This window comes from Effusibacillus dendaii (assembly GCF_015097055.1).
In the GTDB taxonomy this organism is placed as follows: Bacteria; Bacillota; Bacilli; order Tumebacillales; family Effusibacillaceae; genus Effusibacillus; species Effusibacillus dendaii.
Genome location: NZ_AP023366.1, coordinates 2827762 through 2841389, shown reverse-complemented (window position 1 = coordinate 2841389; position 13628 = coordinate 2827762). Strand labels below are relative to the sequence as shown.

At 46.6% G+C, this 13628-nt stretch carries 16 protein-coding genes and 1 riboswitch; of the genes, 4 read left to right on the top strand and 12 right to left on the bottom strand.

What is annotated here, in order from left to right:
• Position 1 precedes the first annotated feature (1 nt).
• Both skT53_RS15150 and skT53_RS15145 read right to left on the bottom strand, forming a co-directional pair.
• On the bottom strand, positions 2 to 790 hold the full coding sequence (locus skT53_RS15150; protein WP_226375242.1) for an enoyl-CoA hydratase/isomerase family protein: 789 nt from the start codon (positions 788 to 790) through the stop codon (positions 2 to 4).
• A gap of 130 nt (positions 791 to 920) precedes the next feature.
• The gene (locus tag skT53_RS15145) at positions 921 to 2225 is read right to left on the bottom strand and encodes an MFS transporter (protein WP_200758525.1); all 1305 of its coding nucleotides are present in this window, start codon (positions 2223 to 2225) and stop codon (positions 921 to 923) included.
• An 82-nt stretch (positions 2226 to 2307) separates the two neighbouring features.
• Between skT53_RS15145 and skT53_RS15140 the strand changes: the two genes are divergently transcribed.
• Positions 2308 to 2622, top strand: a complete 315-nt coding sequence (locus skT53_RS15140) for an Mpo1-like protein (RefSeq protein WP_200761014.1) — start codon at positions 2308 to 2310, stop codon at positions 2620 to 2622.
• A 20-nt stretch (positions 2623 to 2642) separates the two neighbouring features.
• On the opposite strand, the gene skT53_RS15135 is transcribed toward skT53_RS15140, so the two are convergent.
• The 6 genes from skT53_RS15135 to skT53_RS15110 all read right to left on the bottom strand — a co-directional run bounded on the left by skT53_RS15135 (position 2643) and on the right by skT53_RS15110 (position 8384).
• On the bottom strand, positions 2643 to 4196 hold the full coding sequence (locus skT53_RS15135; RefSeq protein WP_200758524.1) for a class I adenylate-forming enzyme family protein: 1554 nt from the start codon (positions 4194 to 4196) through the stop codon (positions 2643 to 2645).
• A gap of 52 nt (positions 4197 to 4248) precedes the next feature.
• Complete coding sequence (locus tag skT53_RS15130; protein WP_200758523.1) at positions 4249 to 5025, bottom strand: crotonase/enoyl-CoA hydratase family protein; 777 nt, start codon at positions 5023 to 5025, stop codon at positions 4249 to 4251.
• Between the two features lie 58 nt (positions 5026 to 5083).
• A complete protein-coding gene (locus tag skT53_RS15125; RefSeq protein WP_226375241.1) occupies positions 5084 to 5674 on the bottom strand; it encodes a TetR/AcrR family transcriptional regulator in 591 nt (196 codons plus the stop codon).
• A gap of 101 nt (positions 5675 to 5775) precedes the next feature.
• Positions 5776 to 6663 carry an EamA family transporter RarD gene (gene rarD, locus skT53_RS15120; protein WP_200758522.1) on the bottom strand — a complete coding sequence of 296 codons (888 nt, stop codon included), beginning with the start codon at positions 6661 to 6663 and terminating at the stop codon, positions 5776 to 5778.
• A 52-nt stretch (positions 6664 to 6715) separates the two neighbouring features.
• Positions 6716 to 7318 carry a DsbA family oxidoreductase gene (locus tag skT53_RS15115; protein ID WP_200758521.1) on the bottom strand — a complete coding sequence of 201 codons (603 nt, stop codon included), beginning with the start codon at positions 7316 to 7318 and terminating at the stop codon, positions 6716 to 6718.
• Between the two features lie 190 nt (positions 7319 to 7508).
• Complete coding sequence (locus skT53_RS15110; protein WP_200758519.1) at positions 7509 to 8384, bottom strand: LysR family transcriptional regulator; 876 nt, start codon at positions 8382 to 8384, stop codon at positions 7509 to 7511.
• 112 nt (positions 8385 to 8496) lie between these two features.
• Between skT53_RS15110 and skT53_RS15105 the strand changes: the two genes are divergently transcribed.
• The 3 genes from skT53_RS15105 to skT53_RS15095 are packed head-to-tail and all read left to right on the top strand — an operon-like array spanning position 8497 to position 10302.
• On the top strand, positions 8497 to 9231 hold the full coding sequence (locus skT53_RS15105; RefSeq protein ID WP_200758517.1) for an HlyD family secretion protein: 735 nt from the start codon (positions 8497 to 8499) through the stop codon (positions 9229 to 9231).
• Positions 9232 to 9265: 34 nt separating this feature from the next.
• Positions 9266 to 9532, top strand: coding sequence for an HlyD family efflux transporter periplasmic adaptor subunit (locus tag skT53_RS15100; RefSeq protein ID WP_404828882.1), 267 nt, complete (start codon positions 9266 to 9268; stop codon positions 9530 to 9532).
• Entirely contained in the window at positions 9502 to 10302 is an 801-nt protein-coding gene (locus skT53_RS15095) for an ABC transporter permease (protein WP_200758513.1), read from the top strand. The genes skT53_RS15100 and skT53_RS15095 overlap by 31 nt, the downstream gene beginning before the upstream one ends.
• Positions 10303 to 10483: 181 nt before the next feature.
• Here the strand turns inward: skT53_RS15095 and skT53_RS15090 are convergent, their stop codons facing one another.
• The 4 genes from skT53_RS15090 to skT53_RS18905 all read right to left on the bottom strand — a co-directional run bounded on the left by skT53_RS15090 (position 10484) and on the right by skT53_RS18905 (position 13571).
• Positions 10484 to 11308 (bottom strand): MetQ/NlpA family ABC transporter substrate-binding protein, encoded by an 825-nt coding sequence (locus skT53_RS15090; protein ID WP_200758511.1) that lies wholly within the window; start codon positions 11306 to 11308, stop codon positions 10484 to 10486.
• A gap of 55 nt (positions 11309 to 11363) precedes the next feature.
• Positions 11364 to 12032 (bottom strand): methionine ABC transporter permease, encoded by a 669-nt coding sequence (locus skT53_RS15085; protein ID WP_200758509.1) that lies wholly within the window; start codon positions 12030 to 12032, stop codon positions 11364 to 11366.
• Complete coding sequence (locus skT53_RS15080; RefSeq protein WP_200758507.1) at positions 12020 to 13045, bottom strand: methionine ABC transporter ATP-binding protein; 1026 nt, start codon at positions 13043 to 13045, stop codon at positions 12020 to 12022. The genes skT53_RS15085 and skT53_RS15080 overlap by 13 nt, the downstream gene beginning before the upstream one ends.
• A gap of 68 nt (positions 13046 to 13113) precedes the next feature.
• A riboswitch (SAM riboswitch) is annotated at positions 13114 to 13236 on the bottom strand.
• 206 nt (positions 13237 to 13442) lie between these two features.
• Positions 13443 to 13571 (bottom strand): hypothetical protein, encoded by a 129-nt coding sequence (locus skT53_RS18905; protein WP_264175974.1) that lies wholly within the window; start codon positions 13569 to 13571, stop codon positions 13443 to 13445.
• Positions 13572 to 13628 lie beyond the last annotated feature (57 nt).

Sequence of the window (13628 nt, the reverse complement as noted above, 5' to 3'; positions counted from 1 at the left end):
GTCACTCACCGCGAAATACCGGACGGCGCTTTTCCAGAAAAGCCTGTACTGCTTCACGTGTGTCTCCGCTGGCAAAACATTTGTGAATCGAAGCAAGTTCACGCTTCAGTTGGGTTACCAGATCTGCGTCCTGCGCTTCCGCCAACATCCGCTTGGAAAGAGTCATTGCGATCGGCGGGCCTGCCGCCAGCGTTTCCGCAAACCGGCGAACGCCTTCTTCAAATTCCTCCTCCTCAAATACAGCATTCGCTAGCCCCAGCCGTTCCGCTTCCTCCGCCAAAATGTCTCTGCCCGTCAAAATCAACTCGGTTGCTTTCGCCAATCCTACCAGGCGCGGCAAAAAATAGGTCATTCCCGCATCCGGACTCAGGCCGTTTCGAATATATCCAGTGGTAATCTTGGCACTTGCTTTCAGCACTCGAAAATCACATGCCAAAGCCATCGCCAGCCCCGCTCCTGCCGCCGCACCGTTAATGGCAGCAATAACCGGTTTGTCGTTATGTACAATGCTTAACGTAAGGCGCCCTACCCATTCGAGATCATCAAGACGCTCGTGGCGGCTTTTCTGCCTGCTCGTCAACTCGCTTACAGCCGTCAAATCCAACCCGCTGCAAAATCCTCGTCCTTCTCCCGTGATGACAACAACACGTACTTCGTCATCGGCAGACGCCTGCTGCAACGCATCGATCAATTGAGAGCTTAACGGAGAAGTGAAAGCGTTCAGCCGTTCCGGACGATTGAGCCGCAGTGTCCGAATCCCGTTTTGTGTTTCAATCATTAATTCTGACATAGACAACCCCCCGGTTTATAAGATTCCTTATTCTTACTCCAATCACAACCCCATTTCCTGCTTCTTTGTAAAAAAGTCCTATCCTAAGACCATCCGGTCTTTTAATTATATATGCGATGATTCCGAATTGCTACCCAACGGGATTCTCCCTCCTTCCAGGCTTCACAAACATCATCGCGATCATGCCAATTGCAGCGGCAACCGCAGCGGCAACGAACATCGCCTGATAACCGCTGCCTGCAACGAGTCTGCCTGTCAAAGTCGGTGCTACAACGGTTGCAATATTTGTAAAGAAATGAGTAACTCCGCCAAATGTCCCCGCTTTTGAAGGCTCCGTATCGACAATGACCGTCCAATAAACCGAATTCGGCAAGAAATTGAACGCATTTCCAACAGCCATCAAAAGTAAGACGGCTCCCACACTGTGAACAGTTGGAATCAAAAGAAAACAGATCGCAGTTAACAAAAGAGAAATAACCGCAAGCCCGGATCTGGCAACCCGTAAACTTCCTGTACGGCGGCGCAGAAAATCAGAAAGTCTGCCGCCTAACAAAACAGTAAAGCACGCCCCTATCCAAGGAATCATTCCTAAATACCAAAGGGAGGCCAATTTGAAATGGAACGTATCCTGCAGGTATTTGGGTGTCCAGGTCAAAATCAAAAAGTTAACATACTGGAAAGCAAAGTACCCCACCGCATTCATAATCAAAGTGGGATTGTTAAAAAAGTGATACCACGGAACATGAGCTCGGTTCGACTGTTCCAACGTCACCTCAGTGTTTAACAATTCTTTTGACGAACGAATTTCCGCTACTTCTTCTTTGGAAACGCGCGGGTGATTTTCGGGTAAATCGGTAAACATACGGGACCAGATCAAAACCCAGAGGAGACCGGCAATACCCAGAATGATAAACATCGTTCGCCAATTTACAATCGACAATAGAGCGACCGCAATCGGGGCTGTTAACAGCGCCCCGAGCGGCGTTCCCAGGAGCCCAATCGATGCGGCAAACCCACGTTCTTTCGGAGCTGCCCAGTTCGCCATCGTCCGATTGATCGTTGAGAAAACAGGACCCTCTGTCAACCCGAACAAAATTCGAAACAGCGCAAAACCGGCCAACGCGCTTCCGCCAAACAGGGCCATCCCAATATTTCCAGCATAAGCTGTCCCGATTTCAAAAATCGACCACAACGTCCCCGCCAACAGCCATACAAATTTGGGTCCCTTCTTATCCGCCAAGGCCCCGCCAAACAATGCTCCAAACATATAGCCGTATCCGAAGTAACCTAATACATCTCCCCATGTTACCGGATTTAGGCCAAATTCTTTAATAATCGCTGCCTGCGCATAGGAAATGGCGCCGCGATCCACATAATTAATAACGGTCATCAATACAATCATACCCATGATCACATAACGAAACGGCCTGTTCATATAGTTGCTCCTTTAATAGTGGATTCCTGAGAAATTCTTATTTCATTCAACTTTATTGACCTAACCAAAAAGAAAACCGTTTATACATTATGTTTCACAGCATCTTAAATTCGCCACTCGACTGCTGCATTTTGTCGGTACAACCTGCGTATATCTCTGCCTGATCGCAGCATTTATTACTCATATATGGTGGTTTGTTATGGCTGCACCGGTAATCGTCTATGGATTTGCCTGGTTTAGCCACTTTGTCTTTGAAGGAAATAAGCCTGCTACTTTCGGACATCCCTGGTGGTCTCTGCGGGCCGATTTTCAAATGTATGGCTACATCCTGACAGGCCGCATGGGAAATGAGATTCGCAAATCAACGATTGTCCGGAAACCAGGTACAAGCATCTAGTTTGGCAGTGGGAAAAGCCACTAGATTTTTCTCTGTTTCCCTTCCCAGTAAGGATCCCGGAGTAAGCGCCTTACGACCTTGCCTACAGCACTTTTGGGCAGGGATTCTACAAACTCCACACTGGACGGTTTTTTATACGATGCCAGCCGTTCTTTGCAAAAAGCGATGATTTCGTCTTCCGACACTGTGCTTCCCGGTCGAAGCACGACAAATGCCTTGACCGATTCGACCCATTTTTCATCCGGTACGCCAACGACCGCCGCTTCCATAACAGCAGGGTGTTGATACAACACCTCCTCCACCTCACGGGGATATACATTAAACCCACCGGTAATAATCATGTCCGATTTGCGGTCAACGAGAAACAAATATCCATCCTCGTCTAGATACCCCATATCCCGTGTATACACCCACCCGTCCCGGATCGTATCAGCCGTCAATTCCGGAGCTTTCCAGTACCCGACCATCGCCTGGTCCGTTTTCACCGCAATTTCACCAGTCATCCCGGTTGCCACCGGCTCCCCGTCCTCCCCAACAATTTTTACAAGTGCGGAAGCAACCGGGCGACCGCAAGACAGCAGCCGTTGTTCTGTTTGTGCGTCATCCCCAAGATGCTCTTTTTTCCCCAGCAGCGTCAAAATTAAAGGTGCCTCCGTCTGTCCATAATACTGTATAAACTTGGGACCCCAGAGCGCCAGTCCTCGCCGTAACGCTTCTCGCGGCATGGGAGATGCTCCGTAGATTATATTTCGCACCGATTCGAAAGAATATTGTTCTATGTTCGGAGTGTTTAATAGCATGACAATCATCGTGGGAACAAGGTTGAGTGTTGTCGGTTTCTGATGGTGGATACATTCAGCGTACTCTTGTGGGTTAAATCCGGGTAGGACGGCGTTAGTAGCACCACGAACCCAGTGCGGCAGCACGAGTGTGCCGGATGCGTGCGTCATCGGTGCCGCATGCAGCATGATATCCCCTTCCATGATGTCGAGTGAGGACAAAATGTTATTGCAAATCGCAGACCACGTCTCTTGCGTATGTACAGCCGCTTTTAGCTTCCCTGTTGTCCCTGATGTATACTGTATGGTGGCCAGATCCTGTTCACCCACGATTATGGGCGGTTCATCTTCCGTGCTGCCTTGGACGAGATCAGCTGACCCTGTCACCCAAGACAATCTGACAGAGCCATTCGTCTGGCAAAAAAGATCCACACCTGGGAGCCTTAGCTTAAGGGCTGTTACCCGTTCCAGGAACTCTTCCGTAAATAGAATCGCCTTCGCCTCCGTCTCGTTGATCATATGAAAATGTTCGTCCTCAGACAGCCGCGTGTTCAGCGGAACCCGCACGAATCCGGCCAACAGCAGTGCGAAGTCAATTTCCACACTTTGCACAGAGTTTGCAAGCAAGAATGCCACGCGATCCCCTTTTTTCAGCCCTAACCGCAAAAGCCCATTAGCCAACCGGTTGCTGTTTCTCAGCACTTGATCAAATGTGAGCGTTTCACCTTGGTAGGTGACCGCTTTATGATTCGGAAAAGATTTTCCCCCTCGTTTGATCAGTTCGGCTGCGTACATCCTACATTCCTCCCCATGTAATTTTTTGTAACAAAAATCCCTACAGTGCAAATTAGAACTCCCCATGCCTGCCTTGTCCATCTGAAAATCGCTTGGCGCCCTCCTCTGTTTGCCCGCTCCGGATCGAATGCAAGCCTAACATGAACTCCAACTGCATTGCCTTGCCAAAGTCCATGTCAAATCCACGATAGACCGCCTCTCGGTCACTTCGCATACAAATCTGAGGAAATTCCGCAATTTGGGCAGCTAACGTTTCCGCCTCTTTCCTTGCCGTACCGGGGTCAACTACCCGGTTGGCCAACCCGATTGCAAGCGCTTCTTCTGCCCCGACCGGTCTGCCCGTTAGAATCAAATCAAGGGCGCGGCTCATGCCGATCAGTCGAGGCAGGCGCTGTGTGCCCCCGTCGATCAACGGAACACCGAAACGGCGACAGAACACTCCAAATACGGCGTCACGATCAACTACACGCAGATCGCACCAGATCGCCAATTCCAATCCTCCGGCTACCGCGTATCCCGAGACCGCGGCGATGACCGGTTTGGACAGATGCATACGGGAAGGCCCCATTGGCCCATCCTTTAACATGTCTGGCTCCAGCCTGTTCCCACCATCTTCCGACAATTTTGCAACTTCCTTCAAGTCCGCGCCGGCACAAAACGTGCCACCCGCGCCACAGAGCACTGCTACGTTCAACTCCTTGTCCGCTTCAAATACGCGAAATGCGTCCGCGAGCTGTTGCGCCGTTTCCCGGTTGACAGCATTGCGTACCTCAGGACGATTGATGATAATCGTACAAACTTTTCCTTTTTTCTCAACGAGGATTTCCATTGATTGACCTCCTTTGGGTAGTATGTCGATTCATTGCGGCGCCGTGCTGTGCGGATGGTCAGTCAATGTATCTGCTAATGAGGTCCTTTAGACTTACGTCCATCTCCTCAATTGAAAATGAGTTGCGATCGAGCGTCCACATGATGCCGAGTCCCATTCCGAGCGCCAAAAGGATCGTAGGAAGATGCCAGAGTCGGACATCGGCAAAGGTGCCGCCGGTTAAATCAGTTGATAAATACCGGTTGGCATAGGATGTAAGGTTACTGAGAAACTTGGTGACGATCTTATGAATCTCAGGGTTATGAGGAGCCTGGCCTAAGTAGTTGAGTAACACAATGTAAAAATCGGGGTTCTCTTTCGGAACAGCGTTAATGTTCTCCAGGTGTTTCAACAGCTTTTCCCTGGATTGCCGCAATGGCTCCACCGTATCCATCACTCGTTCGTGCGATTTGCGAAAGGATTCTTTAAGCACCTGCAGCAACAAATCCTCTTTATTTTTAAAATAGTGGTATATGATACCCGTACTGACCCCTGCTTCCACAGCAATATCCTTCATTGACATCTGGGAGAGGCCTTTTTTCACAATGCAACGCATAGTTGCCTCGATCACTTGTTGCTGACGCACTTCCTTCATACCAACCTTTGGCATCACGTTCTCCTTCATTTATTTATAATGAATGTTCAATATAAAAATATCCTGAGTCGGGCCTTTGATCAAGTCCCAATTTAATACCCGACATAATGTCCCCGTTAAACACCCGTTGCTTCTATACGATGCGTTGCTTGTTTTCGTGTCATTTGGAACATATATACTACCAATGCAATCCAAATAAGTCCAAAACTGAGGATATCGGTTTTCGTAAAGTCTTCATGGTACACAAACAAACCTAATAGAAGAGTAATAGTTGGTGATAAATACTGAATAAATCCTAGCACAGACAATGGTAATCGTTTCGTAGCTTCTGCAAACCACAAGAGAGGCAAGGCTGTCGCAACCCCAGACAAGAGAAGCACAATCATTTGCCAGCCGGACAATACATGCCACCCGGTTCCTCCATGTTCGAATCCAATCAAATAAATCAAAGCAAGCGGAAATACCACAATGGTTTCAAGGGTTAAACCAGCTATTGTATCGGCCCGAACCTTCTTCTTGGCTAATCCATAGAAACCGAACGAAAAAGCTAACGAAAGCGCGATCCACGGAAAGTGTCCGTAGCTGAACGTCAGGATCAATACACCCATTGTCGCCAGACCGATCGCACCCCACTGCAGTTTCCGTAACCGTTCCCGCAGAAAAAATACACCAAGCAAAACACTAACAAGCGGATTCATGTAATATCCAAGACTGGCTTCCACCATATGTCCGTTGTTAACTGCCCAAATGTAAGTGACCCAGTTTGCGCTAATAAGAATCGAACTTATCATAACGAGTCCCTTGCTTTTCCAATCCGGAATTGCTGCTTTAATTGCATTCCGTTTATTTAAAACAGCCGCAAGCAACAGAACAAAAACCACCGACCAGATAATGCGATGGGATAAAATTTCCCATGCGCTGACTTCTGAAAACAGTTTCCAGTACATGGGCAGCACCCCCCAAATCGCATACGTTAAAATGGCATATATATAACCTGCATTCACCCAGATAACCCTCTTTCCAAGCAAATATGTTAAAAAGGCGGAATTTCCGCCCTCATCTGCATCGCGCTATTTCTTCATCAATCACTTTCTCTAACTGCTCTTTCGGAAGAAGTCCCGGAATCTGATACCGCCCGATAATAAATGTGGGAACGGCTGTAATCTGTACTCCCTCATACGCATGTTGCAATTCCTTTTGGTGCGCTTCTTTATATTTTCGTGTTTCCAACGCATCACGAAACTCTTTCTGATCGAGCCCAATTTCACCAGCCAACCTGGTAAGCACATCAATTTTTCCAATATCCAGTTCATCCTGGAAAAAAGCTGTGAACATACGATGGTTGTACTCATTCCCCTTGCCATGCTCTTTCGCATATTGAAAGCCCTCAAATGCTAAATGCGTATAAGGTTGCGGGGATACCTTCGGCAATACAATCTTCACGCCAAAACGTTCAGCGGTTGGATACACATTGTTTTCCCATCCCTTTTGTAAATACTCTCCTTCCGGACGAAGCGTTTCATTTGGATAGGGACGCAGTTCAAATGGCATCCATTCAACTTCCACGTCTTTTCCCTTAATTGCCTCCTGCAGCGGAAACTCCGCTATAAAGCAGTACGGTCAGACATAATCGGAATATACTTGAATTTTTAGTGTCATTATGATTCCTCCATACATGCAACATGGATCCTGTTGCCCATTTTTGAACTTGATGACTCCCATCCTCGCGCTTGTAATATCTTGCCCTTTTTAAAATTATCCCATTAAAAGGCTGGTAATAAAAGACTGTTGTGGTGTTATCTTGGATTTTGAACCCCTGGGGATTTACACAGCGATTTAGACCTTAAAGCTAGAAATAATTTGTCATAAAATGATAAAAAGCTTGCGCCGCTTTGGATAAATAACGCCCTTTTAATCGCGCCACGCCAATGGTTCGTTGACAATTTGGTTCAATGATTCGCAATACATGCAATCTGTTTTGCAACAGGTCAGACACTCTCCTCCACGTCAGTTCAGAGACAAAAGACACTCCGAGACCTAAACTAACCATTTCTCCAATTACTAACGGGTCGTTTCCTTCAAGTGTTATGTTTGGCGTAAAGCCTGCTTCTAAACATTTATCTGTGATATCTCGAATGTCATAACTGGTATGCATATTGATGAAATTTTCATTTGCAACCTCACGGAGATATATTTCACTTCTGTGAATAAAACGGTCCTCTCGCGGAACAAGCAATAAAAGTTCTTCCGTTACCAGTTTTTTCCATTCAATATCAGTACCTTCTATAGGTGTATTGGAAATACAAAAATCAACCTCTCCATTCTCAAGTTGGCGCCTCAGAATTAAGGGTGATTGAAGGTACTGACGGAAATGAACTTCCGGGTGTCGGGCCAAAAACGAACTTAATAATGCCGGCAGTATACTTGCATTCGTTATACCGATTGAAACAATACCCTGATCAAGTCCTGCCAAATCCCGAATTTTACGTTCCGCTTCTTCTAATTCTGCAAAAGCTCTTTCCAGGTGGCTAAGAAATACTTTCCCGAATGAATTCAGCCGAATTTGACGGCCTTTCCTGTCGAATAAATGAACCCCAAGATCTTCTTCCAATCGAGAAATTGTCCTGCTGAGAGCCGGTTGTGTGACGTTCAGTTCATCGGCTGCTTGTGTCATATGTTCCAGTCGGGCAACAGTTTGAAAATATTGCAGCTGGAGCAGTTCCATAACTAACGTCTCCTTAACCATTCTTTTTATATACTGTAAGTAATCATTTTATGATCAATTATAAATTAGATATTATGTAAAATAAAGCTTATGATGAAAATAGGAAAACGTGATGGGAGCAGGTGGAATACATGAAAAAAATACTGTCATCATTCTTATTTTAACGATAGCTCTTTGTTTAGGAAGTCTCGGTTTGTGGATAGGCGGGAAGGACGCCGTTTCTTTGGCCTTAGAGCAAAAAGGAAGTATTCTTACCGCTGGGCAGGTCAATGTGTCCTTCCAGCAGGTAAGTGGGAAGGTAGCGGATGTGAAAGTCCAGGAAGAACAAAGGGTAAAAAAGGGCGATGTTTTAATGACGCTTGACCCAACAGATATTGATTTACAAATCGCGCAACTCAAATCCAATATCGAGTCGACAGATATTAAAATTAAACAAACAGAGGATTCAATCCGGGTTGATCAAGAAAAAATCAGAACGCATGCGGCTCAAGCTGAGCTGAATATTGCTACGGCTGAAAGTAACGAGAGTAAGGTATTACAGGGGCCTAGAGAAGAGGATATGGAAAAGCAAAGATTAGCGGTTGAAGCAGCAAAAGAAACATTCAATAATGCGCAGTTAAATTACAATCGGACAAAAGCATTGTTCGATAGTGGAGCGGTTCCTAAAACTACATTGGATTCTGCCCAACTGCAACTGACCTCAGCTCAAAATACGTTGCAGCAACAAGAAGCAACCTATCAACAATGTCAGCCGGCGCTCAGCAGCAGGATAAAGACCAGGCACATCAAGCCACGGAAAAAGTCAGGCTGGGGCTCGATGCTGTCGCACAGGCGCAGGGCGATTTGAACAACAATGCCATGAATATCAACTTGTTGTAAATGTGATTCCAAAGGTTTGGGAAAATGTGTCAGCTGGTTCTCCCGTTATCGCATTAGAGACAAATCAAGTGTACTATGACTTTTATGTCGATGAAAAACAGATGAATAAATTTAAGGTAGACGGCAAAGTTACCGGACATTTAATTTCTGCCAACCGGGATATTGACGGAAAAGTAAGGTTTATTACGGCAGCTCCACAGTTTGCAAGTCTGCGAATGAGCCGTGAGATGAAACCTATATGGCAGTGTTATATCTTCCACATGGATTAGAACAAAATCGTTATCAGGGGAAGCCTAGCAATATCGGTTTCTTGGTGGACTATACAATCCCTTCGGCAACCAGCAATTTAAGGTCTGCGCTGGTGGAAGGCCTAGCTGCTGAAAATTCCAGCGCTCCTGCACTGGGAAAGTTGAAAGCCATGGGGATGTCGAACGAACAGATCGGAGGTATGGTATCAAGCCTTACCCTACAACAACGCTTGCTGTTTAATCCCACGAACGACTATATAAATCTTTTGGATATCGGGTATATCAGCATTCTCTCACTAGGTATTTTATATGGAGGTACGATCACCATCGTGCCTCGTTTAAGGGAAGAAGGAAAACTGGCAGAGGAAATCATGCGTCCTGCTGGCCTCTTTTTGAGAGTGTTGCCATACACCTTTGTCTATCTGATTTCGATGATTTTGTCGTTAGCAGCCTTGAAACAAGTAGAGGGCTTGCGTTTTGTCGGGAACCCGTTAGCGTTTATGATTCCGTTGGCATTATTTTGTTTGATCAGCTCCTTGTTGGGGCTTGTAGTGGGCTGGAATGCTCCCAATCAGTTCAAGGCCTCAGGACGAGCGCAATTGTTAGTCTCTCCCGCCTTCTTGTTATCCGGGGTGATTTCTCCTATTGCGCTGTTCCCTGAATCGGTTCAAAAAATCAGTGACATCATTCCCGTAACATGGTATTTCAAGTTTTTTAGGGGAATGGGATTACGCGGGGGCAGTTTGCGTTATTTTTGGGTAGATTTAAGTGTTTTATGCGGATGCTGGTGATTATTCTGTCATTTTTAATGATTTTGGTTTTCAAAGAAGCAAAAAAACAAAAAGATCAGAATCCTTTATCAACTGCTGAAAGTCGCCGTTTTCTGCCAACAGCGCCGATAATCTTACCACGATCAAAAAAGCCATAGCCCGGTTGAATACCGAGCTATGGCTTGTGCTTGATTTAAGATGATTAGAATGCCGGTACAACCGCTCCGTTATATTTCTCTTGAATAAATTTCTTTACTTCCGGACTGTTCAAAGCTTTTGCCAACTTCTGGATGCCTTCCGAATCCTTGTTATCCGGACGGGCAACCAGGATGTTGACATAAGGAGAATCACTGCCTTCAATCGCAAGAGAATCTTTTGTCGGGTTCAGCTTGGCTTCCAGCGCATAGTTCGTGTTTATCAGCGCAATATCCACATCATCGAGCGCCCTCGGCAGCATCGGAGCTTCCAACTGTTTGAATTCAAGCTTCTTCGGATTGTCAGTAATATCCTTGACTGTAGCGGTAATTCCCGCGTTTTCCTTCAGCTTGATCAGACCCTTTTTCTCCAGCAGCAGGAGGGCGCGACCGCCGTTGGTTGCATCGTTCGGAATGGCTACTTTCGCGCCTTCTTTCAGTTCATTAAGATTTTTGATTTTCTTCGAGTAGACTCCAAACGGTTCTACATGAACACCTATTACTTTCACCAGATCGGCTTTGTTTTTCTTATTAAAGTCATTCAGATAGGGCTCGTGCTGGAAGAAGTTTGCGTCCAACTGCTTTTCCTGAAGCTGGACGTTGGGCTGCACATAGTCGGAGAATTCCTTAATCTCAAGATTTACACCCTGTTCCTTTAATTTGTCTTTTATGGATTTCAAAATCTCAGCATGTGGTACTGCAGTAGCCCCCACTTTAACGGTCACTTCTTTTTTGTCCGCACCTTGAACCGGAGCTGCTGCCTCTTTCTTGCCGCATCCCGCCAGAGAGAATGCAAGTGTTAAGGACAATGCAGGCACAAGCCATTTTTTCATGTTCTGTTTCCCCTTCCATTTTAATTCAGTTCTGCCAAACTTATACTTTGGTGGATCATTTTCTGCTGAATCGCAGCACCAACCAATCGCCAAATGTCTGTATCATCTGAACCAACATCAGCAGAATAATCACCGTGACGACTGCCACATCAGTCTGAAAACGCTGATACCCGTATCGGATTGCAAGGTCCCCGAGACCGCCTGCCCCCACTGCACCCGCCATTGCCGTGTAAGAAACAAGGGCGACAGTAGTCATTGTAATTCCCGCAATCAATCCTGGTCGAGCTTCCGGCAGCAACACTTTCCAGATAATCTGCCAGTTGGTGGCGCCCATCGATTGGGCTGCTTCCACGACTCCCCGATCCACTTCACGCAGAGAGATTTCTACCATTCTAGCGAAGAACGGAGCCGCTCCTATCACAAGCGACGGGATGGCTCCCTCGACTCCCATCGAAGTTCCCATGATGATTTTGGTAAAGGGAATCAGCAAAATCATCAGGATGATGAAGGGTACGGACCGCAAAATATTAACAACGATGGAAGCGATCGAATAAAACGTCTGGTTTTGCAGCAGTTGTCCACGGGAAGTGAGGAACAGTAGCACGCCCAGCGGCAATCCGATGACGATTGCAAAGAATGTCGACCAAACCAGCATCGAAAGGGTATTTACCGTTTCTGTGCCGATCTCTAGCCAGTCCAGATTCTGAAAACTCAGCCAGCCCATTCGATCACCTCCACATCGAGTCCGTGCAAACGAAGCATTTTCACTGCGTTTTCCACCCTGCTTTCGTCGCCTTCCAGTTCAGCTACCAGTTGTCCATACGGTGTATCCTTCATGCGGGAGATCGTCCCCTGCAGAATGCTGAACGGCACATCGGTTTCCTTCATCGTCTGGAACAAAATGGGCTGGTAGGTTTGCTCACCCAGGAAGGTGATCCGGACAATCGTACGCTGTTCGGCTGATTTTTCCCGTACCACCGCTTCCTGCAAATCCGCAAAATCCGCCACCTGTTCAATAAATTCACGGGTAGTGGAATGCTGCGGTTTAAGGAAAACATCAGCCACCTTTCCCATCTCTACAATTTTCCCGCCGTCAATCACCCCCACGCGGTCACATATCGATCGGATGACATGCATTTCATGCGTAATCAGCACGATGGTAATGTGAAGTTTTTTATTGATATCCAGTAACAAAGTCAGGATCGAATTTGTGGTCTGGGGATCCAGAGCGGAAGTCGCCTCATCACATAATAAAACTTTGGGGTCGTTTGCCAATGCCCGGGCTATCCCCACCCTCTGCTTCTGCCCGCCGGACAACTGCGCAGGATATTTATCCTGATGGGCTTCCAGCCCCACAAGTGCAAGCAGTTCGTTCACCTTACGCCGGATTTCGACCTTTGGCCGTTTCGCCAGTTCCAGTGGAAACGCGACATTTTCGGCAACTGTGGCGGAGGACAGCAGATTGAAATGCTGGAAAATCATCCCCATATAGCGCCGTTGCTCCTGCAGACTGCGGGCATCCAGTGAAGTCAGGTCGACACCGTCTACAATTACTTTTCCAGATGTCGGCCGCTCCAAAAGATTGATACAGCGAATCAGTGTACTCTTCCCTGCGCCCGAATGACCGATTACACCGAAGATTTCGCCTTTCTCTATATTCATATTAATTCCTGTCAGAGCCGGAATTGAGTGTTTCCCCGCCCGGTATTCCTTATGAAGATTCTGTAACTGAATCAATGTTCCACCCCCTTCAAACGAAAAAACCCCTTTTTTCGCAAACGAAAAAGGGGATATCTTAACGTCCCTTCTCATCTGCCAGAACCTCAGGTTCTGAAGGAATTGGCACCATCATACCCTTCACGCTGATTGCCTGCAGGGCCGGTTGCCGGGCTTCATTGGGCCTGTCCCTCCGCCTCTCTTGATAAGAAGAAGTAACCAAATCTATTTGGTTTTACATCTCGTTTAATCAACCGCAGTATATATCAATTACCAACAAAACTCAACAAAAAATTTTAATGCTATCTCTATTTTGAATTGGATCGAATTCGACCTTTTGCTTGATCGGTTGATAATATAATGTACCTTGGTGACAAATGGCGGTTCTTCGTGATGTTTTGATCCATGATTATATGGGTCACCCTGACTGAATTTTCGCCCGTTTCCACAAGAAACGCACGACCTGTACAATCTCGTCACCTGCTCCTTCATCAACCACTCCAAAAACGCCTTCCTGGTGCAGCGAAAAACCTGCATGAAATAACATGCCCCTCTTGTGAAAAAAGAAAGTTGGAAACCTTTCCGGTCATTTATTAAGAAGAGA

Coding starts and splice junctions, on each gene's coding strand:
- skT53_RS15150 (WP_226375242.1), bottom strand. CDS start 790: ATGTCAGAATTAATGATTGAAACACAAAACGGGATTCGGACACTGCGG.
- skT53_RS15145 (WP_200758525.1), bottom strand. CDS start 2,225: ATGAACAGGCCGTTTCGTTATGTGATCATGGGTATGATTGTATTGATG.
- skT53_RS15135 (WP_200758524.1), bottom strand. CDS start 4,196: ATGTACGCAGCCGAACTGATCAAACGAGGGGGAAAATCTTTTCCGAAT.
- skT53_RS15130 (WP_200758523.1), bottom strand. CDS start 5,025: ATGGAAATCCTCGTTGAGAAAAAAGGAAAAGTTTGTACGATTATCATC.
- skT53_RS15125 (WP_226375241.1), bottom strand. CDS start 5,674: ATGCCAAAGGTTGGTATGAAGGAAGTGCGTCAGCAACAAGTGATCGAG.
- skT53_RS15110 (WP_200758519.1), bottom strand. CDS start 8,384: ATGGAACTGCTCCAGCTGCAATATTTTCAAACTGTTGCCCGACTGGAA.
- skT53_RS15105 (WP_200758517.1), top strand. CDS start 8,497: ATGGGAGCAGGTGGAATACATGAAAAAAATACTGTCATCATTCTTATT.
- skT53_RS15095 (WP_200758513.1), top strand. CDS start 9,502: ATGGCAGTGTTATATCTTCCACATGGATTAGAACAAAATCGTTATCAG.
- skT53_RS15090 (WP_200758511.1), bottom strand. CDS start 11,308: ATGAAAAAATGGCTTGTGCCTGCATTGTCCTTAACACTTGCATTCTCT.
- skT53_RS15085 (WP_200758509.1), bottom strand. CDS start 12,032: ATGGGCTGGCTGAGTTTTCAGAATCTGGACTGGCTAGAGATCGGCACA.
- skT53_RS18905 (WP_264175974.1), bottom strand. CDS start 13,571: ATGTTATTTCATGCAGGTTTTTCGCTGCACCAGGAAGGCGTTTTTGGA.